We start from the raw sequence: 23684 nt of genomic DNA on the forward strand, positions 1-23684 counted from the left end.
ATACTAAATACTATTCTTGGAACTTGTTTTTAGTTCTCCAAAATATTTTTTTGCTCGAACGTTTACCTTTTTTGCTAGTAATAATCCAGAAATTATTGTTGGTATAGCCATCAATGCAAAGGCACTGTCAATCAGATTAATTGCAAAATCTATTTTCACTACCGCTGCGATTACTATAGAAACGATATATATGTAGTTGTAATACTTCCCATATTTTGGTTTGGTTAAAAATCCTAAACAAGTTACTCCATAATAAGAATATGAAAACAAAGTCGAAAAAGCAAAGACAAGCACCATAATAATTACAACTCCATCTCCAATTCCATATGGCAAAACCGAATTAAAAGCCGCTAAAGTCAAAGAAACTCCATTATCATCGGAATGTTGCCAAACTCCAGTGGACAAAATAGCCAATGCTGTCAAAGTACAAACAAGTAAAGTATCAATTGCAGGACCCATCATGGCTACTAAACCTTCTCGAATTGGTTCATTGGTTTTAGCTGTTCCGTGCATCATAGGAGCAGTACCAATTCCAGCCTCGTTAGAAAATGCAGCTCGTTTCACCCCCGTTTTAACTAAATACCCTAAAGCTCCCCCAGCGGCAGCTTCACCTGAGAAAGCATCAGAAAAAATCAAGACAAACATCTCTGGTACTTTGTCAATTTGTAATATCAGAATAGCAAACACTGTAAGGAAATATAATACCACCATAAAAGGCACCAATTTACTTGCCACTAAACCAATTCTTTTTATTCCTCCAAGAATTACAAAAGATGCAATAACTGCTAAAACGAGACCAATATATAGCTTGTCACTATCCTTCAAATCTAATACATCTACCAGTGTTTGTGTAAGTTGATTTGCTGTAAATGCTGGTAATGTTCCTATTAATCCTGCTAGTGCAAAGAAAACTGCTAATGGTTTCCAATGCCGCCCTAATCCTTCTGTTATCACATACATAGGACCACTAAGTGTCGTTCCTTCTTTACTCTCAGACCTATACATTACTGCCAGTGTACACGTATAGAATTTAGTCGCCATACCAATTAACGCACTTATCCACATCCAGAAAATAGCTCCTGGACCACCCATAACCAATGCAATTGCTACTCCACTAATATTTCCCATCCCAACTGTAGCTGCAATGGCAGATGACAATGCCTGAAAATGACTTAATTGTCCTGGAGCATTTTCATTTTCATATTTTCCTCTAAGGATATTGATCGCATGCCCGAAGTATAAAAAAGGTGTAAAACGTGAATATATCAGAAAGAATAGTCCACCTCCTATCAAAAGAATCAATAGAGGCCAATCCCATATCCACGAACTAAATACCGCAATAAACTCTTCTATTTTTTTGAACATAGGATGTATACCTGCTATAAATGTACTACAAAATAAATTTTAATCTATACTGAAAATAGTAAATAAATCTAATCATCAATTAGGGAAATTAAAAGACACGATATCAATACTTTATTCCGAAACTCTTATAAATCGAGGTTTAGCAACTCCCCTATCGTACATTACTATACTGCCGGCAACAGCTACATTAACACTTAACTCTGAAGTAAATTTAATTAAGAAATGTGACTTTTCTATAGCAGTTTTTGATAAGCCATGATCTTCTGCTCCTAATAAATACACACATCGTTTGGGATGATTAAAAGTCTCTAATGCAACAGCCTTTTCTGTTAATTCTACACCCACAAGCATTGCACCTTTTGGAAGATGATTATAAAAATCCTCAAAAGTATTGTAGTGAAAATAAGGCATTGACTTCACCGCATTATGCGTATCACATGCTTGTTTAGCATAGCGATTACCTATGGTAAATATATAACTTGCCCCCATGTTTTGAGCGGTTCTCCATAGCACTCCTAAATTCTCTGGTGTTTTCCCATTTTGAATCCCAATACCAAAAAACTCATTTTCAAAGTTGTCGATCATATCACAAAAATATAAAGTGTACAATGTAATAACAATAAAAAAAACCGTAAGACAGACAACTCTTTTAAATTATGTTAAAACCGTAATGAGATATACGAATTCTAAATTGATAGCAACGAATTCTAAAACCCAAACTCCACAACTAGATTAAGTACATAATTTCGTACAAAATAATCAACCTCAAAATATACTGTTATGAAAAGAATCATTGTTTTTTTCATCCTAATTATAGGATTTCAGTTTGTGAAAGCACAAAGTTTTCAGAAAACGGGAAAGTATGCTGCAGTTACTGAGATTAAAGAGAATGGAACAGAACAACCAACTTGCATTGTTAATCTGATTCGTTTGGGGGGAATTTCAGAAAACTTATCTACTTTCACTATCAATGACATTGAGCTTTTTGAGGACATCTTTATCACCACCTTAGAGGACCCTGGTCTGGAAGGGATCTCTGAGGTGATTAAGATGGAAGTAGAATATCTGGCATGTTGTGCTCAGGTTGAATCCTACTATTTTATGATTACAAATGATAATAAACTTGTTTCACTTCCGCAGTTAACAAACGTATACTGCGAAAACTCGAATACTGATTCTCAATATACATTTCCTAATCAAGAATATGGAATAAAGGGTAACATATTAGAGACTGAAACTTTATATAAGGAAACATCAAAAATTAAATACGTAAATCTAAAACAAAGCTTTACCTGGAATGACAACAAAGTTAATACTCCAAAGAATACAGCAATTACCAGCTACTAATATATTAGGTAGAGAGAAATATAATATTTTTTACTCGATCATCTTATTGTACTGTATTGTTCTGTTTTTTTTCACAATCCTTTTAAGCTTTAAGATTTTCTATTGATATATAAAACCAATGTATACGGCAGGCGCGTCCAATTATTTCCAATTGTTTTTCCCAAAAAAACTGCCTGCTTGTATACGGTTTTATAAAGTCTCTATTTTTACATTAAGAATTTTATGGGTTTACGAAATCAAAAAATCAGTTTGATTATATTTGTTGTCAAACCATAGTTTCTATGAGCCCCTATCGTTTTTCCTACATCGCACTAATATCCTTTATATGGATATGTTCAATTCATCTGTTGTCTGCCCAAAATAATGGTCTCAGGGCATATACGCTAGAAGATGGACTTCCTCAATCACAAGTACATGATATTATTCAGGATGATATTGGTTATTTATGGTTAGGAACTCGTGGAGGTGGATTGAGCAGATTTAATGGAGAAGAATTTGAAACCTGGAATGAAGATGATGGACTTTTATCTAACTATATCCATTCACTGCACTTTGCTAATGACAGTTTGTTTATAGGAACCAGAAAAGGACTATCTATTAAAACAAAAAAACAGTTTCATAACATTGAAGGACTACAGATTAATAAAATCTTCAAAATCCATAACAAAACCTATCTTGCCACCAATGTTGGAATTCATAAATACGAACCTGCTTCTGGATTAAAAAAAATACTTTTAGACCCTAAAATCAACACTAGTATAGTAAATGACATAGTATTTGATGGTAAGCTTTTTTGGATTGCCACAAATAAAGGACTTTGGAAACTTAACAAAATTCATAAAGATGCAAGTATTATAGAAAGGCATAGTGCTTATAATTTTACTTCGGCATTATATCACAAATCCAAAGTATTTGCCGCGGCTACTAATCAAGGAATTTTAGTCTTAAACACCAATGCCAAAAGCTATGGTAATAAATGGATCCCGAAACCATTGAACGTTAATAATATTTCCATCCTTGATACGGAATTATGGTTTTCTACAAGTAATGAGGGGATTACAGTATTAGATGCTAAAAATTATAGATTAAAGAAAAAAATCAATCGTAAAAATGGTTTAGCAGTTTCTAATATTAGAAAAAGCATTTCAGATCGTCAATCTAATATATGGATTGCAACATCAGGAGGAGGGTTTTATAAATATTCACAGAATAATTTCACACACTATAACCAAGATACTGGTTTAAAAGGTAATCGAGTATATGCAGTCCATATTACCAATAATGAAATTTGGGCTTCTAATTCCGAGGAAGGGCTTATAAAAATTGATAGTACAGGCATACATCAGATCGAACAAGATAAACGGTTATCTGACATAAAAATTAAAACTATTACCAGTGATAACAAAGGAAATATTTGGGCCGGTACAGAAGGAAAGGGGATATTATTCAAAGAAATTAAACTTAAAGATAGTATTGTAATTACTAATGAAGATTCTAAAAACCCTCAAAGAGATACACTCACTAAAAAAGTAATTAAAAACTACATTATCAATAAAAAAAGAGGACTTTCTGCTGATTGGATTAGATCTATACATATATCTAATGATACCGTTTGGGCCGCTACGCACTCTTCAGGAATTACCAGATTTAGATATGATTACAAAAAACACAAGGTAAGATCTATAAGAAAGTTTAATAAAAAAAGAGGTCTCAAAGATCTTGAAATTAAACACATGACTTCTGATGGTAATGGCAAAATATGGTATGCAACTGAAAATGGAAGTATTGGGTTTATCAAAAAAAACAAAGTAACACATTACAGCAATATTTTAGAGCAAAAAATTGCAATCAACACCTTTCTTTTTAAAGACAAAAAAATATATGTAGGTACTGCTGGTCAAGGAATATGGTGGTCAAACTTAGATAAAGGAGCGCTTTCTTTTAAAAAACTCGAAGGTGAAAAAAACCTATACTCTAACAATATTTATCAAATGATATTTGATAATGAAGATAATTTATGGGTTGGGACCGAGCGCGGTGTAGATCGAATCGAAATTAACTTACTTAATCAAATTACCGATATTCTTCACTATGGCCGAAATGATGGTTTTTTAGGTATCGAAACATGCCTTAATGCCATCGCAAAAGACACCAAAGGAAATCTATGGTTCGGTGCTATATATGGATTAACTAAATACGAACCGGGAGAAACCAATAAAGCCACAATTAAACCAGAGATTCATTTTGAAAATGTAGAAATAGCGTATCAAACTCTAGACTCCATTAACCCAGATATATGGGCAAAAAATGATAACATTTTATTATTAACTCCAGAACAAACTGAATTATCATTTAGCTATAAAACCATTGATCTTAATCACCCTAAGGATATAGAATATCGTTATAAACTTAATAATACAGCTTGGAGTCCTTGGTCTTCAGAAAGAAAGCAGAATCTGGCAGGATTAGCTTATGGCCCACATTCATTTTCTGCGCAATCCAGAAATTATCGCTGGGAAGAAAGCCAACCTATTACTTTTAAAATATTTATCGATAGTCCTATTTATAAGAAAATATGGTTTCTGTTGACAATGCTTGGGGTTTTACTTTTGGTATTAACCGTAATAACATTATTATACATTAGAAAAGTAAAACTAAAAAATAGCGAAGAACGAGAAAAACTTCAGATGCAAAACCATTTGCTCTCTCTAGAGCAAAAAGCATTGCGTCTTCAGATGAATCCTCATTTTATTTTTAACGTACTGAATGGCATCAAAGCTATGGGAACCAGCAACCCGTCAAAAATGAATAGTACAATTAACACCTTTGCTACGCTACTTAGAGAAACCCTGTATAATTCTAGGAAAGATCATATTACGCTGGATCAGGAAATGAAAACATTAAAGCATTATATAGAAGTTGAAAAACTAATGGCAAACAAGTCATTTGATTATACTATTTCTATTGATTCTGAATTTGATCCAGAAGAAGTACTCATCCCGCCAATGCTTATTCAGCCATTTGTAGAAAATGCAATAAGACACGGGATTCTAAAAGGAAATAGAGAGGGAAAACTGAAAGTATTTTTTGATACTAATGAAGAATTCTTACATTGTAAGATATTAGATAATGGATTGGGAATTTTTCAATCTCAAAAAGCTAAAACCAAAACAGACCACCAATCTATGGCATTAACTGTAACACGGGAAAGATTAGAATCTATCTCAGGAAAAGACTCCCTACAGATAAAAGAAATTCTTGAAGAGGATACTTCCGTAGCAGGTACCGAAATATCGTTTAAAATACCTTTATTAACTGACTATTAATAACACTATATGCTTACAGCTATTATTGTAGAAGATATGCCAGATGCGCTTCAGCTTTTGAAGAGCGATCTGGAAACTAATCATCCCGAAATAAAAATTATTGACACCGCTCGCAGTGTAGTAGAAGCAGCAAAGTCTCTTAGGACAGATGAACCTGATATTCTATTTCTAGATATTATGCTTGGAGATGGAACTGGGTTTGATGTATTAGAAATATTCCCAGAATTAAAATCTAAAATTATCTTCGTTACCGCAAGTGATGAATACGCCATAAGAGCTTTTAAATTTGCAGCTATAGATTATGTACTAAAACCATATTCTAACGAAGAATTAGCACAAGCAATTGACAAAGCAAAGGAACAAATACAACCAAACAAAGAACGTTTAAACATCCTTAAGGATACACTATCTGCTCCAGAGCAAAAACCTGACAAAATATCTCTGCACACGTTAGATAAGATTATCATCGTGAGCTTAGATGACATTGTCCGTTGTGAATCTGATAGTAATAACACTATCTTTTATCTACAGGATGGTCAAAAGGTTTTTGTAACCAAAACGTTGAAGTATTTTGCAGATATGCTTAAAAACTATCAGTTTCTGCGAGTTCATCAAAGTCACTTAATTAACTTACAATGTATTAGTGCTTTTATAAAAGCTGACGGAGGTTATCTAATGTTAAAAAATGGAGAAAATGTCCCTGTTTCTGTTCGTAAAAAAGTTGAGGTAATGGAAATATTGGATAGAATGCACAGATAGTATTAACAGTAAGATTATTTTTAAAAAATATGTAAATAAAAACCACTCAAGAATAATTGAGTGGTTTTTTATTTTAACAGCTTCAATCCTGTATTTGGAAATCAGCAATATTATTTTAAAATTTCTTGAAAATTATTTGATCCAGATAAAATTAATAATAGTAATTAAAATACTACCATAAAGCACCATTAATGTTAAGCTTAATCTATATTTATCTATCAATACTTTCATCAATTTATTGTTTAACTAATTTGACTGCTGATACAGCACCCTGAGAACTTAGTTGTACAAAATAAACTCCAGCGGATAAATCTTTTACAGAGATCGCTTCATTGATAACATCAGTAGCAATTTCTTTTACTAACCCTCCGTTGATATCAAAAATCTTAACTTCATCTATCTGTGATGTAGCTCCCTGAATCGTAAAACTTGTTACTACAGGATTAGGAGATATTTTTATGTTTCCTAAAGTATCATCAACCTCACCTACATTTAATAATGGATCCATTAGATCATAGGTAATCAATCCTGCTGCATTAGCTCCATAAAAATTAGTGTCTGTAATAGGCACTCCATCTATATCAGCTCCAAAAAAGTTAGATAAATCAAAACTACCTCCAGAATTTGCAGCTAAGTCCACAATAATAGCATCTGTATTCTCTGTTAAGGTAATATCTCCTGTAGTAGGCATATTAGCCACTACAAATGAAAATAAAGGAATCTGTTGACCAGCTGTATGAGAAGCAATTCCTAATGCAACTGATGCTTCTCTACTAAAAGTCCATAAATCTCTAGTTCCATCACCAGCTGTAAAACCATTTAAAACCATAGCTGTAAAATTAGTATTACTCGCCCAGTTAGTTCCATTAATCTGTGTAAAGTTACTAAGGGTGTTCCCAGTAGAAATAGAAATTGTTATATTAACAGACCCTACTGATACAGCACCGTTAGCAAAATCAGGAACTACTACAAAAGTATATTCATAAATTTCTCCGGTATTATTAAAATCCTGAACCAAACCATATTGGTAGCTCTGCGCGGATATGGTGATAGTTGTCAATAAAAGTATTGCTAAACTTAGTAGTTGTTTTTTCATTTTTCTTTAATATTTATTAGGGGTTAAGTTAATATAGGGCTTATTTATTACTTTTTGCTTCTAAAGCTTTCACTTTTTCTAATAAAGCGATATCACTTTGGATTCGCTTTCTGTTTACTTCTGCTGGTAATTGCTCGGTAATATTAAATCCATAAAACTGTATGAATGTGTTAAATGGATGATTGAGAATATTATCTCTAACCAAACTAGCATCATTATTAATTCCAATAATTTGAGTACCTCCTGTAAGATTAGTATCAGCATCATTATATCCAGTTACATTAAAACCATAAAACTGAATTGCTAAATTGATTGGATCGTTAAGGATCACATCACGAATTGTATTACTATCATTAGAACTACCTATCAGGTTTACTTTTCCATCTCCATTAGCATCTCCTGCCCACATTGCAGATACACCTGATGGCATACCAAAAGTAGTTTGTGCATTGGTACCGTAGATATTAACACTACCATCAGTAAAATCTAATGTAGTCACAATATCAGACAAAGCTACCGTAGCATCCGTCATTATTCCTAAATGGTTTCTATGCTTTAATGCTACATAATAATCTCCTGCAGTTAGATCAAACTCTAAATCAGAAACACCATCTACTCCTACAATATCTCCGTCGCGTTGTAGTAATGCGGATTGACTTGCTACAATTGTAGTATTGGTTACTGCATCTCTTAACTCCACAAATATCCAATCCACAATTGCATTAGCACCTGTGGTTGTCAATACAGAATTCTGAACTGTTAATGCATCGGCATATGGTGAAGTAGTAGGTATATGATCTGCTACACGTAGATCATCACGCATTAAGCTTTCTTCTCCGTTATTAGGGTTTAACGCAGCTCCTTGTATAAAAGCAACAGGATTTATTTTAATTGCTAATAACAAAGATCCTTGATGAAATCCTTGGGATATTTTAGTACTCCCATCTGTTATCACAGTCACTGCAAGATCCCCAATAGTAAAGTCCATGGTTACTGAACCATTATTCACTGTAGTCCCAGCTGACCCTATTACCTGTCTCTCTATCGATTGTGCTTGAGTGCTTATAACACCAATCACCACCATCATTAGGGTAAAAATTCTGTTCATATAAATCTCAGATTTAAGGGGTTACTTAAATTTTTGCTAAAATAGTTAATTAATTTATAAAATTCTTAAAATAAGAATTCTAATTGAATTATAAAAATATATAAATTACGTTATTTTTTTCCGCACTAACAATCTTAGTGCAACTAAAAAGATTGCTATACCAAAAATCAAAATCAAAAATTCCCCATACTTTCAAGTCTTTAATTTTGATTTTTCAGCTAAAGGCAATATACTCACTAATTCCTTATACAACAACATTTACAAAGGAGTGAATAGGGAAAAAACTGTTAAACTATTAAAAAAACGAATGGTTATACTCTTACTAATATAATTTGATTGTATTCTCCTTATTACCTAAACAAACTACATGTTTTTACTCAATAACGCTTCAGAAAAACATACAACCAGAAGTTTACTTTCTATCTGCATTATTTACTATTTCCTTATTAATTCCCAGATACATTTCGATAGTATCTAATCTTTTTTGTGTTTGTTGGTTTTCAGCCTTTATCATACTATTTTCGGATCTTAAAATCTCGATCTTCGTTTCCTGTTCCTTGTTCACCTGAATTAATAATGCAGTTAATAATTGATAATTCACATATTTAAACCCTTTATCATCGGTATGAACAGCCTCTGGTAATACAGCTTCTATTTCTTGGGCAAGCACTCCCACTTGTCTTTTTGGATCTTTTTTATCTATCCAATCATAATAATACCCACTAATTTGATTAAGTTTAGTTAATGCATTGTCTATCGATGTGATATTTTCTTTCCATCTACGATCTGACGCTCCCGCTCCTGGAGTGATCCATGTTAATTCACCTACACCATTTACCCCAATTGTCTGTCCTGGTATGGGGCTTGTATCAGGAAAAGTATAGCCTAAGTCATCATTATTTGGATCAACAGTAAGTACTCCATTAATTTCAGTATTTCCATTCTTCAGTACCACTACTGCATCACTTCTATTAGCATCTGTGTCACCATTACCAATTATAAATAAGCGATCCGTAGCTACCCAAGAATCTACAGTTTGTCCTGTTGCTGATGTATTGTAAGCTCCCATTACTGTTTCGGCATAGGAAGATGTATTTCCGTAAAAGCTAAACGATTTCGCCTGTACAGCATTCGCATTTGCTCCGGTGCCCATTGCAATTGATTCTTCTGCACTGGATTGAGTTCCTTTTCCTATTGCTATAGAATCATCTCCTCCAGCAATTGCCTGATTTCCGAAAGCAAAAGATAGATTCCCTATAGCTTCTGCACTTGTTCCTGCAGCAAACGAAAATATTCCTGAAGCTACATTTTCTGAACCCAATGCTACCGAAGCGTTACCTGAAGCTTCATTAATATCTCCCATGGCAAATGCGTATCTACCAGAAGCAACCGTGTTATATCCCATTGCAATAGAATTTACACCTATATTCACCTCATCCCATTCCGTTTCTGTAGCACGACCAACTCTAAAAGCTCCTTTGGATTTATCAAAAAACATTCTGTAATCATGATTGATATTACCATCATCATCTAATTGTGAAGATCCAAATACAAAATCATCTGTCTCTTCTGTTCCAGAAACGTTAGAAGTTACCCCAGAAGTGGCAGAAAATGCTCCTGATCCGCCTAAACCTAATGTATTAGGGTCTACCCAGGTACCAATACCATCAGAGTCAGATACTAATACCTTACCATTACCTATATCTGTAGTACCAATTCTAATTTTACCATTCACATCTAATTTCACACTTGCATCCTGATACGGTTGACTGGTAGCAATCCCTACTCGTCCATCCGCATCAATATGAATATCGTGTTGCGTTCGTTCTGCAGCTCCTTCTTCAATATAAATATTCTTATTTTCAGTTTCGTCATCTTCAATTACAAATTGATCATCCTCTACATTTATATTCCAAGTAGCGGTAGGCACTCTTATTTCTACATTAGCAATACTTGATGTATTTGTATTTTCTACCCTTAAGCTCGTTATATTATCGGTATCTGTTATTAGTACATCTCCTCCTGCATTAAATGATATCCCTCTATCGCCAGAGTCTGAGCTGATATAATTTGTAGTTCCAAGAATTATATTTTGGGTAGCAGTATGATCCCCAAAATTATCTCCCTCCTCAACCGTATCGGCATGCATTGCATAAGGCACTGAAGTTAAAACACTAGATCCTAATAAACTATAATTAGATCCTCCGGTTTCATCTATGGAAATATTTAATTTATAGGGCCCATCAGACCAGTCGATTCCTGATAATACTCCGGTTCCTTTTTTGAGTTGAAAACTATTTCCTATTCTGAGGCTTACTAAACCATTAGCATCCGAGGTTATGGTTTGCGTTTCGGTAAAAACTGCAGTTCCCGTACTATTCTTAATAATTTCGAACTGAAAACTTACACTTTGATTGGCAAGAACATCACCATTACTGTTTTTTATTACCGCTTGATAATTAAATAATTCTGGAGATTGAGAGAAAGCGAAAACTGTACATAACAAACTTATTATTAGTAGGTATTTTTTATTCATTACAATAGAGGTTTTGGGGTTAAAAATCTTTAGAAAACGTTATTTATTAAGATGAGGCTAAAGTATAGGAAACACTCTCCAAATCAATAAAACAAAGGGCTAATGATGTTTAAACTTCGTAAGTTCGAACGTTTTCATCCTCTGGATCGAAAAATTAGATACCTTTGGGTTATGGAAATCTCAGTTGAATTTTTTCTTCCTTTTATTATACTTTCTGGGGCCGTTATTCTCTGTATGTTCTGCCTATTCTTTGCTCTTTTTGGGCAAATCAAAACCAGTAAATGGATTCTTTTGGTCTTTGCTGGTATTGGGATGTATGCTTTTGGAGTTATTATGTACACTTCAAAGGGAATTAGCACGGATATTCTTATTCCTTCAGGCACCAATCCGGTAGCCTTCTTTTTGATACCTGTGGGACTATACTTCTTTTTGTTGGATATTTTCGGTAAAAAACTAAAACCCATAATTCGGTTGTTACATTTTACACCTTTTGTGATTTTCTATATAATCTTTACGTTTATACAAGCTCCCGAACCACCTCATATTGCGAGAAAAACTGGTAATGTTTTGATGTTATTTTATATCATTACCTTATTACTGACGATACTAACTTATTTGTTTTTCATCTTAAAGCTACTTCGCTCACATCAAAAAGATTATGTAAACCAATTTGCATCCGATAGTATTTTTATTACACTTAACTGGTTTAAAGCTTTGATCTTTTTTGTGATAGGTATGGCTGTTTTTTTTGTTGTCAGTTCACTTTTTGATTTCAATGAAAACACAACTTCTATTCTATTGGGAGTGAAAGCATTTGCATTTTTATTTATGTTAATGGCATTTGCTTTTTTTGGATTGCAACAACCTATATTATATACAATTGATGAGAAAAACGATACGCAAAACCCAATTTCAGATACTTCAAACTCCATGTCGGTATCAGATCCGTCTGAAGCTAAAAAACAAATCCCTAAAGAACGATTGCAACAATATATTGACGTATTAGAAAATGAGATTCATACAAATCGCTCTTTTTTAAACAAACAAATTCGCCTAAGTCATTTGGCGAATACACTCGATATCCCCAATCATATATTATCTCTAAGTATCAATCAGCATTATGGAGTAAATTTTTTTCAATTTATCAATTCATACCGTATTCGATTTGCTTGTGATTTACTTACCAATCCTAATTATGATCATTTTACTTTAGAAGCGATTGCTGAAAAAGCAGGTTTTAACTCTAAGTCAACGTTTAACACCAGATTTAAGGAAGTAATGAAAATGACTCCTAATGAGTTTAAAAAGAAGAAGAGTTAGTTTTGAGAAATGTAATATCTTAGAACGAGCCGTTCTAGGAGTTTTTAAATTTATTCAGTAAATGGCAGAAATTCCACACCACTACATCATCACTATCCACTACTTATTCAATTCATAATATTCAGCTTTTTCATAATGCTGTATTTATAGCGCTCACTTAAAGATATTTTCTCATCATCTATCAATACTATTAGATTGTCATTCGGATAAATATCTTTGATTTTATGAAGGTTAACAATACTATTTCTATGTGTTTGAACAAAGTATGAAGGAAGGATTTCAATGACTCTTTTCAATGCCATTTTTATTAAATAACTCTTTTGATTATACATAACCTTACAGTAACGATCTTCTACTTCTATAGAAGAAATCTGACGTATCTCTACTTTACTAATTCTATCTGCATTTTTTACAAATAGGTACTCATTTCCTAATACTGTTGGGGCTTCTTCCAATGAAAAAGCATGATGTTGATTAAAGAATTTTTCAATTGCTAATTCCAAGGTAAACATCAATTCTAATTCATTAAAAGGCTTTAATAAATAGCTAAATGGATTGGTAAGTTTTGCTTTTTCAAAAACTGTACGATCCTTAGAACTGGTTAGAAAAAGAAAAGGAATATCTAAGCCAGATATTTTTTCCGCCAATTGAATACCTCCCATTATTTTACCTAGAAAAATATCCAAAATACAGAAATCAATCTGTTCTTCTTCAAGAATTTGCTGTGCTTCGTCTACGGTAGAACAAATGGCGGTAATCTGATAATCATTATCTATCAAGGTATTTTTAATACTAAGAGCTTCCTTTGGATCATCCTCTAATACTAATATATTTATTTTTTCCATTTTTAAACACGCTTCGTTTTTCTCTAATCCTTCTTTACAGGCAAAATAACAGTTATATTAGTTCCTTTACCTTCTTCACTAAAAATCACTAAATCGCCACCATTATTTAACAGTAATGATTTACATAACCTTAACCCGAATCCACTTACAGAGCTTTGACTATCTACTTTTGTATTATTGTCTGATGTTATTATTTGTAATTTTTCTTCTGTAATACCAACACCAGTATCAATTACCTCCAAATTGCACCATCCTTTTTCTTTTACTGAGACTTCAAATTTTATTGAACTATTTTCTTTAGAATATTTGATCGCATTATCTAACAGGTTTCGTAGCACTACTTTTATAGATTCAATATCTGCAAGGACTATAATATTAGATGGAGTATTATTGTAGATTTGTATGTTTTTTGATGTAATAATACTCTGATAATTATAAATGATTTGTGCAATTATGGGCTTAAGAGGAAACGGTTCTATATTGGTGAATAATTGACCAGATTCTAGCAATGACCAATTAAGTACTTTATCTAATAACAAATGTACTCCATCCGTTACCTGAATACTTTCTTCAATCTTACTTGATAATTGTACATTATCATTACTCTCTAAAGCTTTTTTAAGCAATTTATTATTATTTCTAATACTATTAACTGGGGTTCTAAGATCATGAGAAACGATAGAAAAAAGTTTATTCTTCATTTCGTTGAGATTAGACAACTCATCTTTCTGCGCCGTGATTATTTTATTTTTTTTAATTCTATGACGTAAGAAAAATGCAATAATCCCTATAACTACCAATAAAGAAATAATCCCTACAAAAAGAAGGTTTTGTCGTGCATTTTGAATGTCAATTTGTTTCTCTTGTAACTCAATTTCTTTTTCTTTTTCTGCTACTGTAAACTTTTTTTCTATTTTGGCCAGTTCCCATATTTTATCACGATTCCAAATAGAATCTTTCCATTTTTCATATTCTTTGCGATACTGTATACTTTTCTTAAAATTCTTTTGATTTTCCTCTACCACCGCCATGTTTAGCGCAGCACTCTCTTTTATTTTTATATCCGATGTTTTCTTGGATAAGATATACGCCTCTTCAAATAACGGTATGGCTTTACTATCCAGATATTGCTCATAATATAAATTAGCTATATCCATCGTAGCATAGATAATACTCAATGTATCTTGATCTCTTTTTGCGAGATCTCGCTCTTTAAAAAGATAGTTTGCTGCTTCACTATGATTCTTTAGGTGGAGATAACAAAGACCTATATTATGATAAATCTCTTTGGTATTTATATCCTCATTTTCTACTAATTGTTTAGACTCCCACTTTTTGTAATAAGTTAATGCTTCTTCATATTCTTTTTGATTTAAGTGAATATTAGCTAGCTGTAAGCTCTTTAATTGATTAAATTGAAAAGTATCAGAAATGTTATTAAAACTTTCTTTCCCTTGAACCAACAATTTTTTCTTTACTGCACACCTTCCTTGCAAATAATATGCATAATCCAAAAGATTCTTATCATCATTAGTTAATAAGAATTTACTAATGTATATATACGTCGAATCAATTTCATCCTTTAAAAAGAAAGAAACAGATTTGTGAAAAAGTTGCGTATGCCCTGATGTCTCGCAAGTATTTTGAATACTTAATTCAAAATTAAAACTACTTACTTGCCTCTCTTCCTGAGGATAAATCGCGGGCACACTAAAAAAATAGATCAGGAATACCCATATATTAATTTTTATTTTTGACATGAATCAAAATAGTTCTTACACACCGAAGAAGCAATAGTATGTTTTTTTTATTTAGATTGTTTTTCTTTGATATCCCTTACTGTAGTAACCGTTCCTCTAGTTGTTTCTGGATCGTCATATGCATAATTTACCCAAATCGCTTCTGTATTTCCTCCAAAAGATATATAACGAAGCTGCATTACATACAAATCAAATTCAATAAAATTCTGTTTTAATATATTTGGGCTAATTCCATCAAACTCGATAGTAATTTGACGGCAATCAACTTTAGGGCTTTCAGGCTTATCCTTTTTATGAGTCATACGGATTTTCTCGACCGGAGAAATATAATGGCTATCATCTTCCCATTGTTTAAGCCTTAGGTTTTTTATTCCTTGCGGAAGATATACTGCTATATCTATTTGATATTTAAAACTATCTTCATTAAGGGGGAAACGTGAAGCAGAAACCATAGGTTTAGTTGGAGCATCTTTGAGTAAAAATATTTTTTTCGAAACTATCTCAATGGATGTACAATGAAAATCAATGATCATATTCTTAAAAGGTATTTATAGGTTACATTAGTTGAGGGTTCAATATACAAACTTAATGGGTAAAATTCCCTTTTACACTATCAACTATTTCGTGTTACATACTGTTATTTCACGTTCACGTGTTTTTTATTGACGTCTACGTCATTTCCCCCTCATTTTCATCTTTTATCATAGAAATTAGCACTGTCTTTACTACTAGAATGCGCATTCACCTAAAAGACAGGCAGTATCCGAAAAGCCTTTATTAAGAGAGTAGGAACTATAAATTAAAAATTATGTCTAATACGATAAAAATTACTCAATGCGATAATCAACTTGTTCTTTTTGCTATTCCGAAAGAAGAAGGTAATAGTTATCAGCTATGTAATATTAAAAGTGGAAATTTCAATTCCGTAGCAGTGGATTTGCAAATTGAAGCAGGATCCTACAGTGGAGGATTTGATGCCAATGGAGTAGGCGGTCCTCTTAACGAATCAGGAACTGTTCAATTACCAGCTGGAGAATACACACTAGTATATGCAGGTTTAAATTGGGGTGGTCCGTATAACTTCGATTTTACATTTAATGATAAACCTTACATATTGGCTAATGATCCTCAAAAACCTTTATACGGTGTTATCTGGAGTAAAGGTGATAATGGTATATCGTTTACTGTATAAAACGATTTCCTAAAACATTTAATTAGTGTCATACTCTCAATTACCCTATATCATTATCATAATGGTCGAATCCGAAAAACCATTTTTTAAAAGAGTAGGAACAAATTAAAACAATATAACGATGTCGAATTCAAAAAAGCATATTTTTCAGTTAACGATGGTTAGTCAAAATGACCCTCAATGTGCAGATGGAGCGGATTTATTTGGAAAAGTAACTTCCTGCACAGGTGGAACTCTTAGTGCTAGTAGCCTTAAGGCTAAAGAAACAGTATCCTTACCTATACCTCCTAATCCCGACAATCCTAAGCCTGCAACATCTCCAACATGGTTCTTAGAATTAGATGGAAGTATCGACAAAGCATCTTTCTCGGTAATAATATCAGGACCTAAAGGATATACTTCAACAAAAATTACTATCGATGGTAGTAATATGGAAAGTTGGGTTACTCAAAATGAAAAAGAAAAAACTAATCAGATTTATAAAGAATCTAGTTGCGGGATATTTGGTTTTGCGCAAAAAAATGTATCTGCTTCAGGAACCTATTGGATATATACGATTACCGCAGGAGTTTCTTATCCTGTTGTACACCCACCAAATGCTTAATAGGAAAAAGAAAATTGAATTACAAGATCCAACAAAGTTTAATTTCTTTTATCAAGAGATTCTGTTTTCAAAATAAAAATAAGTATAAAAATAACTTTCTGAAAAATCAGAAGGTTATTTTTGATATTGTAAATAAAACTCCTTTGGACTTATAATCTTTATGGAAACAAGCATATTGTCACGGCATAATTTTTAATGAGCTAAATAACATTTATAGCATTTTACAAAGAACAGTTTTTCTTTACTTAATTGTAAAGAAAAACTATTCTTAGATATGTTATTTGATTTCCGTCCCAAAAGTTTCATATTACTTATATTTTTTTGTCAGGCGGTTGTCTTTTGCGGATTATTTTTACAAAAAGGGATTCATATAATTTCATCTTGAATGAAGATTACAACTTACTAATCTTTTTGGTAATCTCTAAGTCATTAACCTGCAACTGTAAGAAATAGGATCCCGTTGCCAAAAAGCTTATATCAATAGATTGATCAAAGTTTTTTACATCCATTACCTTATTTCCAAGCGATGTAAATATTCTGACAACTATTTTTTCATTTTTCAGATCGATTGGAATATTGATATTCAATTGTTTGGATATTGGATTAGGATATATCGCTATTACTTCTTCCAAATCCTGAATATTGTCTGTAACCGACAAAAGAGGAGCTGATGCGCAATCAGTCACTGCCGTGGAGGCAGGGCAACTTGCACCTGGTCCAATTCTAAAAGAGTTGTCAACAAAAGTACCTGCAAAACATCTAGGTATCCACGGCCAGCTATCGGTAAGTACATAGTAATATGTACCATCAGGAAAATCAGGTGTTATCCCAAATCTTCCGTTACACTCATCCAATTCCGTATTAGCTTGTATAAATTCATAATCTTCTACATAGTATCCGTCATATGTCCCATCAGGAGCCGAAACACCATCTCCCGGTCTTGTTCCGGATTTTAATTGCCATCCTGAATCAAAAGCAGAAATACTACTGCTATTGTCATTAGCATCTGTATAAGCATATTTGTAATAAATTGGATATCCGTCAGCGGCATATCCAATCAATGGAGAAAAAACGGTGCCATCAATCCCTAATGTTACCCCTCCAGTATCCGTAAAATAAGGAGTAGAAATGCTATGGTAATGATATTCTCCAAAAGGGTTTAAATGTGCTCCCTGATTATTTATATTTAAAGCAGCAACAGCTTCTACATGCCAATCATAATTTGATTCTCCCGTTGAGGTATTCTCAAAAAATTCTGCAGAACTAGGGTCATATTTTACTCCGTTAGCCCCAACTCCAAAAGTATAAGTCTCCGTGCAACCAGGTTGGCTTTCATCACCATATAATGGACTCATGGAAGTATTTAATTCAGGATAGGCACACATTGTCCAGGTATCATCTTGTGCTGTCAATGTAAAACTGGAATTTAAACTTCCGGGGCCATGATTAGGCCAATTATTGCTATACACATAACGTACATTATCAACTACTTCAATGCAAACTGCATTATCATCTTCAACGGCAAATATCGCTGAAGAATCGCATTGTGCATAGTATTGCAAAGGAACTAAAAGTAAAAGGGGAAGGATTTTTTTCATAATATAAATTAAGTTTAGTTAGTATTTGGCTATAATTGTTTTGCGATCTCTCTTGATCTTAAATGTGCGTAGGGTATGATTTAAATGAAAATTAACCGCTATCTGAGCATGATCATCCGTTCCTACGATCATATCACTATTTATTTTGACACTTTGAATTGATTTTGGTACATCTTTGATTATGTAATGGAGCTTCATCATTTTTTTTGCCTTCGAAGTTGATTCCAACTCCATTTTATACATCTTTCCATTAATCATTACATTGACCTCTTTATCAATTACTTTGTGAACCTTCAATCCTTTTCCGATTTGAGATTCACAGTCTCCTTTATACATCAATAAATAAGATGCATAACGATCCTCCATTGAGATTTCTAGAGATAAATAATTCTTGTTTTGATGTATATCGATAGTAGCCACAGTCTCTATATGCAAAGACATGGATGTTAAAAAGGGAAGTAAAAAGACTATAAGTAGTTTTCGTTTCATTATTGGGGTTTTATTAGATAGAAAGACTTGATAGCTTCCTTTATTTTTTTTGAATTTCTTATAAAGCTTCTAATCTATCTTTTAGTTCTATTTGTTCGGTTTTCATTTGTTTTTAAAGTTTTGGCTTAATGGTTCATCTGATCTTTTTTATCCTTTTTTTTGAAAACCATTTTAAAATTTTCAACATGCTTTTTTCACAAACGCAAATTAGCAGCTAATGACCTACTAGCAAAAATTTAAAGGGGTACAAATGGGGGTACACCATAGTAAAAACAAGCATACACAGAATATTATCATAGCGCTACTAGCTATACTGAAGTACCTTCGATGATTTATGAAATATAGGTAAAAGTAAGATTACACACCTTGATCTACACAAAAAAACAAAAGGGAAATAACCCTCTAATTATCAGTTATTTAACCCTACGTCTTATATATAACATAACTTACTTTTGTAATCAAATAAAAGTTAACTCTTAAAAAAAACAAAATGGTAGTTTCACACAAAATCAAAGATTATAGTACCTTAATAATAAGTAATTATTCAGGAGGAAAACAAGTAGGATTCTTATATCTGTACGATGCAAATAATAAATATCTAGGATATTTCGGTATCATTAAAGACGAACAAGCGTTGCCACAAAATGTACAGCACGCCAATAAAATTCTTAATATTTATTTCCATGAAGCCGAGATGGAAACTCTTATTGATACCCTTAGAAATGAAGATCCCGTATACGTGAAGTTTCATACTACGCTGAAATGGGGATCTCTTAGTACTGGTAAGGAACCTGTAGGCGAAGGAGAAGACACTCCGTAAACCTAAATCTTAAATCAGTACCTAACATAGAACAAAACTGTAAAATCTTACTAAATGTTATCACATTAAAGAAAAGCTTCGGAACAATTCTGAAGCTTTTTTTTGTAACAGAAATAATATTGATCCACTATATATGAAAGTAAGTAGACACTTCGTTTTTATGTATAAGAACACTCACTTACTTCTCAATCACTATCAAAGAAAATGAAAAGTATAAATCATAAAAAATCACCAAAACAATTCACTCAAACGTTTTCGTACAAGATTCCTCTTTTAGGAACTCCCATAAACCAAAGAAAAACCACTAACAATCAACAATTTAACATCTAAAAATCATATATCATAAAACCACATTTCCTTTCTCTTTGTTGTTTATTTGTTAATTTGACATATTTTTAACCAAAATAAGATTGTTGTAAAACATCTAAATGCATTCGTCATTCACTCAAATAACACCCCGATTTGCAAGAATAGCTTTACTTCTGGTATTTTTTTATTTTTGGAACGGTAGTAGCCAACAAAAATGGAGAAAGGTATCCGAAGTCAAAAACTATTCTAACGATGATATTGGTAAAGCCGCACCAAAAACCTTTGACATTGCGCAAGATTCGCAAGGGATATTATATTTTGCTAATGAGTATGGACTGCTGGAATTTACAGGAGGTACCTGGGAAATTTTATTACAACCCAAAAATCGTTCTTCCATAAGTTCCTTACTTTCTTATGGAGATCGAGTCTATGTTGGAAGTAATAATGAAATTGGATATACTGCAAAAAATGAATTCAATCAAACCTATTATGTTTCTTTAAACAGTTTACTTCCTAAAAATGCTGTTAGTTTTTCGCAAGTTTGGGGGATCTTTGAAATTCAGAATAACATCTACTTCTGCACTAATGAGCAAATAATACAATACCATATCACCGAAAATAAATTACAAAGTATTACGAATACAAAGGGGTTCAAATATGCGACCAAAATTAGCAATCGCCTTTTTATATTAGACAACTCAAATAACATCAACGTTCTTACAGAAAACAAAATCGAAGAGATTTACGCATCAGGTTACTTTCCCAATTATACAATCGAAAGAATACTCCCTCATGAGGATGACTCTTTTTTGATTTTTACTGCTAAAAATGGCGCTTTTTTATTAAAAGACAACATACTTCAACCATGGGGAAATAAAGATCATTTTAATTTCCTGAACGCCAACATATCTTCGGGAATTATAGTGAACAATGAAGTATACTGTATTGGAACGACCAATAGTGGAGTGCTTTTTTTTGACAAGAAAGGCAACCTGTTACAAAAGCTAAATCGCGATAATAAACTTCTTAGTAACACCGTACAGAATTTATATATTGATCAATCCAAAAACTTATGGATTACACTTGAAGGGAGTATAAGTTATATAGAACTACAATCTCCTTTTTACACTATTTCGGAAAACGATGGAATCTATGGAACTACCTATGATGTTAAAAAACACCAGGATACACTTTATGTAGCCACATCCAATGGTTTGTATTATAGTAAATGGCCTCAAAATGATTATTCTGAAACTTTTAAACAGGTTACTGGAGTAGAAGGACAAATCTGGAATTTATCAGTTATCGATAATCGTCTTTTTATTGGAGCGCATAATGGATCCTTTGTCCTGCAAAACAAAAATGCAATTCCTATTAGTGATATAAAGGGAGGTTGGAATTTTATGAAAATCCCTGAAAAAGATGATCTTATCCTTCAAGGAACCTATTCTGGACTGATTGTCTACAAAAAAAGTGGTGATATCTGGAATGTCCGAAATACAATTAAAGGATTTGAGGAAACCGCAAGAGAAGTACATTTTGATGGGAATCATACGGTTTGGGTATCTCATGGGTATAAAGGAATTTTTCGATTACGTTTTAACGCTGATTATAAAGAAGTGATAGAAACTACACTCTATGATCAGCGGAAAGGATTTCCCAGCAATCTATTTATTAGTCTACTCGACGTAAATGATCAACAATTATTCGGAACACAATTAGGAGTATATCGTTACGATACCAAAACAGATTCTATGCTCGTCGATAGCAAATATACCAGTATACTTACCAATCATAATTTGGTAAGACATTTAAATACTATAACCAATGATGAAGTACTTTTTATTCAGGGATATGACAGGAACGATGATGTAGGAATTATTGATTTTGCTCCAAATGGAGATCATACTGTCAAAAAGGTTCCTTTTCAACGATTAAAAACACAACTTATTCCAGCATTCGAGAAGATTATACGCTTCGACAATGATGACTTAGGAATTACATCCAAAAACGGATTAATCATATACCGTAGGGATGTTAGATCAGATTATAATAAAGAATTTTCTACATTATTAAGAAATGTATCAATTAAAGACTCTGTTATTTTTGGTAATGTAACTGATTACGTGTCAGATATTCGAAAAGATTCTATCTCATCTCCTATTCCTTTTAACCTAAACAAACTAAGTTTTTCTTATGTGACTCCTTTTTATGAGAATCCAAAATCCGTGATGTATCAAACCCATTTAGAAGGATTGGAAGATGATTGGTCACTTTGGACTAATGAGACTCAAAAAGAGTATAATTTTCTACCTTCTGGAGAATATATTTTTAAGGTGAGAGCAAAAAATATTTATGATAAAATAGCAAAAGAAGCCACCTTCAAATTTACAATTAAACCTCCTTGGTATAGATCTATTCCTATGTATTTTGTATACGGCATATTATTGACTCTTGGTATATACGTTTTTATTTTCTTAAAAAATGAACAGCGAAAAAAGAGTATGGAAAAACTGAAAATCGCCCACAAAAAAGAAATTGAACTTCAGAAAATAAAGTTCGAAGAAAAAAGACTCAAAGCCAAAAACGAAAAAATTAAAAAAAACAATAAATCTCTTAAAGAAAATCTTGAAACTAGAAATAAAGAATTGGCATCCTCTGCTATGCAAATAGTTCAGATAGATAATCAACTAGTACAACTTAAAAAATCTCTGGATGAAATTTATGATCGTTCAGAAGGTCTTATAAGAAAACAACTTCGAAACACCATTAAATCTTTAGATGATCAAATAAAAGGAGATACTAATTGGAAACATTTCGAAACACATTTCAATCAAATCCATGACAATTCTTTGGAGCGTTTAAAGGAAGAATACCCTGATCTTAATCATCGAGAAATAAGGTTATGCACCTACTTAAAATTAAACCTATCGAGTAAAGAAATAGCCCCACTCATGGGAATTTCGTATCGAGGTGTGGAATCCCTACGCTTTAGAGTTCGAAAAAAAATGGGATTAGACACCTCCACTAATCTCACCGATTTTATCATTCGATTTTAATAAAAATTCAGTACAAAACAATCCCTTTTTTTATCAAAACAAAGTTTGCGTAGTAAAACTGTAGTACACTTGTATTCCTAATGTAGTGAGATTATCAAATCTTCATTAATCGAAACATAACTTTGGTTAGTTATTAAAATTTCTGCCGCTT

18 protein-coding genes are annotated in these 23684 nt (G+C 32.6%); 8 read left to right on the forward strand and 10 right to left on the reverse strand.

Annotation, left to right across the window (positions count from 1 at the left end; genetic code table 11):
- Nucleotides 1-3: 3 nt before the first annotated feature.
- Entirely contained in the window at nt 4-1365 is a 1362-nt protein-coding gene (locus tag Q0975_RS06085; protein WP_299434416.1) for an alanine/glycine:cation symporter family protein, read from the reverse strand.
- A gap of 111 nt (nt 1366-1476) precedes the next feature.
- Nucleotides 1477-1950, reverse strand: a complete 474-nt coding sequence (locus Q0975_RS06090; RefSeq protein WP_299434417.1) for an RNA methyltransferase — start codon at nt 1948-1950, stop codon at nt 1477-1479.
- Between the two features lie 195 nt (nt 1951-2145).
- Between Q0975_RS06090 and Q0975_RS06095 the strand changes: the two genes are divergently transcribed.
- The 3 genes from Q0975_RS06095 to Q0975_RS06105 all read left to right on the forward strand — a co-directional run bounded on the left by Q0975_RS06095 (nt 2146) and on the right by Q0975_RS06105 (nt 6797).
- Nucleotides 2146-2712 (forward strand): hypothetical protein, encoded by a 567-nt coding sequence (locus tag Q0975_RS06095; RefSeq protein ID WP_299434418.1) that lies wholly within the window; start codon nt 2146-2148, stop codon nt 2710-2712.
- Nucleotides 2713-2993: 281 nt separating this feature from the next.
- Complete coding sequence (locus Q0975_RS06100; RefSeq protein WP_299434419.1) at nt 2994-6038, forward strand: two-component regulator propeller domain-containing protein; 3045 nt, start codon at nt 2994-2996, stop codon at nt 6036-6038.
- A 9-nt stretch (nt 6039-6047) separates the two neighbouring features.
- A complete protein-coding gene (locus Q0975_RS06105; RefSeq protein WP_299434420.1) occupies nt 6048-6797 on the forward strand; it encodes a LytTR family DNA-binding domain-containing protein in 750 nt (249 codons plus the stop codon).
- Nucleotides 6798-7032: 235 nt separating this feature from the next.
- Here Q0975_RS06105 and Q0975_RS06110 read toward each other — a convergent pair whose 3' ends face one another.
- The 3 genes from Q0975_RS06110 to Q0975_RS06120 form a co-directional block, all read right to left on the reverse strand.
- Nucleotides 7033-7893 (reverse strand): T9SS type A sorting domain-containing protein, encoded by an 861-nt coding sequence (locus Q0975_RS06110; RefSeq protein WP_299434421.1) that lies wholly within the window; start codon nt 7891-7893, stop codon nt 7033-7035.
- Between the two features lie 40 nt (nt 7894-7933).
- Nucleotides 7934-9001 carry a hemagglutinin protein gene (locus tag Q0975_RS06115; RefSeq protein ID WP_299434423.1) on the reverse strand — a complete coding sequence of 356 codons (1068 nt, stop codon included), beginning with the start codon at nt 8999-9001 and terminating at the stop codon, nt 7934-7936.
- A 412-nt stretch (nt 9002-9413) separates the two neighbouring features.
- Nucleotides 9414-11537: a tail fiber domain-containing protein gene (locus Q0975_RS06120; protein WP_299434425.1), complete on the reverse strand. Its 2124-nt coding sequence runs from the start codon at nt 11535-11537 to the stop codon at nt 9414-9416.
- A gap of 102 nt (nt 11538-11639) precedes the next feature.
- On the opposite strand from Q0975_RS06120, the gene Q0975_RS06125 reads away from it, so the two are divergent.
- Nucleotides 11640-12857 (forward strand): AraC family transcriptional regulator, encoded by a 1218-nt coding sequence (locus tag Q0975_RS06125; protein ID WP_299434427.1) that lies wholly within the window; start codon nt 11640-11642, stop codon nt 12855-12857.
- 107 nt (nt 12858-12964) lie between these two features.
- Here Q0975_RS06125 and Q0975_RS06130 read toward each other — a convergent pair whose 3' ends face one another.
- From Q0975_RS06130 to Q0975_RS06140, 3 genes are read right to left on the reverse strand one after another with little or no spacing between them, the layout of a single operon-like run.
- On the reverse strand, nt 12965-13702 hold the full coding sequence (locus tag Q0975_RS06130; protein WP_299434429.1) for a LytTR family DNA-binding domain-containing protein: 738 nt from the start codon (nt 13700-13702) through the stop codon (nt 12965-12967).
- Between the two features lie 23 nt (nt 13703-13725).
- Nucleotides 13726-15462 carry a tetratricopeptide repeat-containing sensor histidine kinase gene (locus Q0975_RS06135; RefSeq protein ID WP_299434431.1) on the reverse strand — a complete coding sequence of 579 codons (1737 nt, stop codon included), beginning with the start codon at nt 15460-15462 and terminating at the stop codon, nt 13726-13728.
- Between the two features lie 47 nt (nt 15463-15509).
- Nucleotides 15510-15995 (reverse strand): hypothetical protein, encoded by a 486-nt coding sequence (locus Q0975_RS06140; RefSeq protein ID WP_299434433.1) that lies wholly within the window; start codon nt 15993-15995, stop codon nt 15510-15512.
- Nucleotides 15996-16270: 275 nt separating this feature from the next.
- On the opposite strand from Q0975_RS06140, the gene Q0975_RS06145 reads away from it, so the two are divergent.
- Complete coding sequence (locus Q0975_RS06145; protein ID WP_299434435.1) at nt 16271-16654, forward strand: hypothetical protein; 384 nt, start codon at nt 16271-16273, stop codon at nt 16652-16654.
- Between the two features lie 121 nt (nt 16655-16775).
- Nucleotides 16776-17258: a hypothetical protein gene (locus tag Q0975_RS06150; protein WP_299434438.1), complete on the forward strand. Its 483-nt coding sequence runs from the start codon at nt 16776-16778 to the stop codon at nt 17256-17258.
- 392 nt (nt 17259-17650) lie between these two features.
- Here Q0975_RS06150 and Q0975_RS06155 read toward each other — a convergent pair whose 3' ends face one another.
- Both Q0975_RS06155 and Q0975_RS06160 read right to left on the reverse strand, forming a co-directional pair.
- Entirely contained in the window at nt 17651-18856 is a 1206-nt protein-coding gene (locus Q0975_RS06155) for a YHYH protein (protein WP_299434440.1), read from the reverse strand.
- Between the two features lie 18 nt (nt 18857-18874).
- Nucleotides 18875-19345, reverse strand: a complete 471-nt coding sequence (locus Q0975_RS06160; protein ID WP_299434442.1) for a hypothetical protein — start codon at nt 19343-19345, stop codon at nt 18875-18877.
- A 490-nt stretch (nt 19346-19835) separates the two neighbouring features.
- Between Q0975_RS06160 and Q0975_RS06165 the strand changes: the two genes are divergently transcribed.
- Nucleotides 19836-20165, forward strand: coding sequence for a hypothetical protein (locus Q0975_RS06165; protein ID WP_299434444.1), 330 nt, complete (start codon nt 19836-19838; stop codon nt 20163-20165).
- Between the two features lie 428 nt (nt 20166-20593).
- Entirely contained in the window at nt 20594-23533 is a 2940-nt protein-coding gene (locus Q0975_RS06170) for a triple tyrosine motif-containing protein (protein ID WP_299434446.1), read from the forward strand.
- Nucleotides 23534-23684: the final 151 nt, after the last annotated feature.

It is taken from the genome of uncultured Aquimarina sp. (genome assembly GCF_947500065.1).
GTDB lineage: Bacteria > Bacteroidota > Bacteroidia > Flavobacteriales > Flavobacteriaceae > Aquimarina.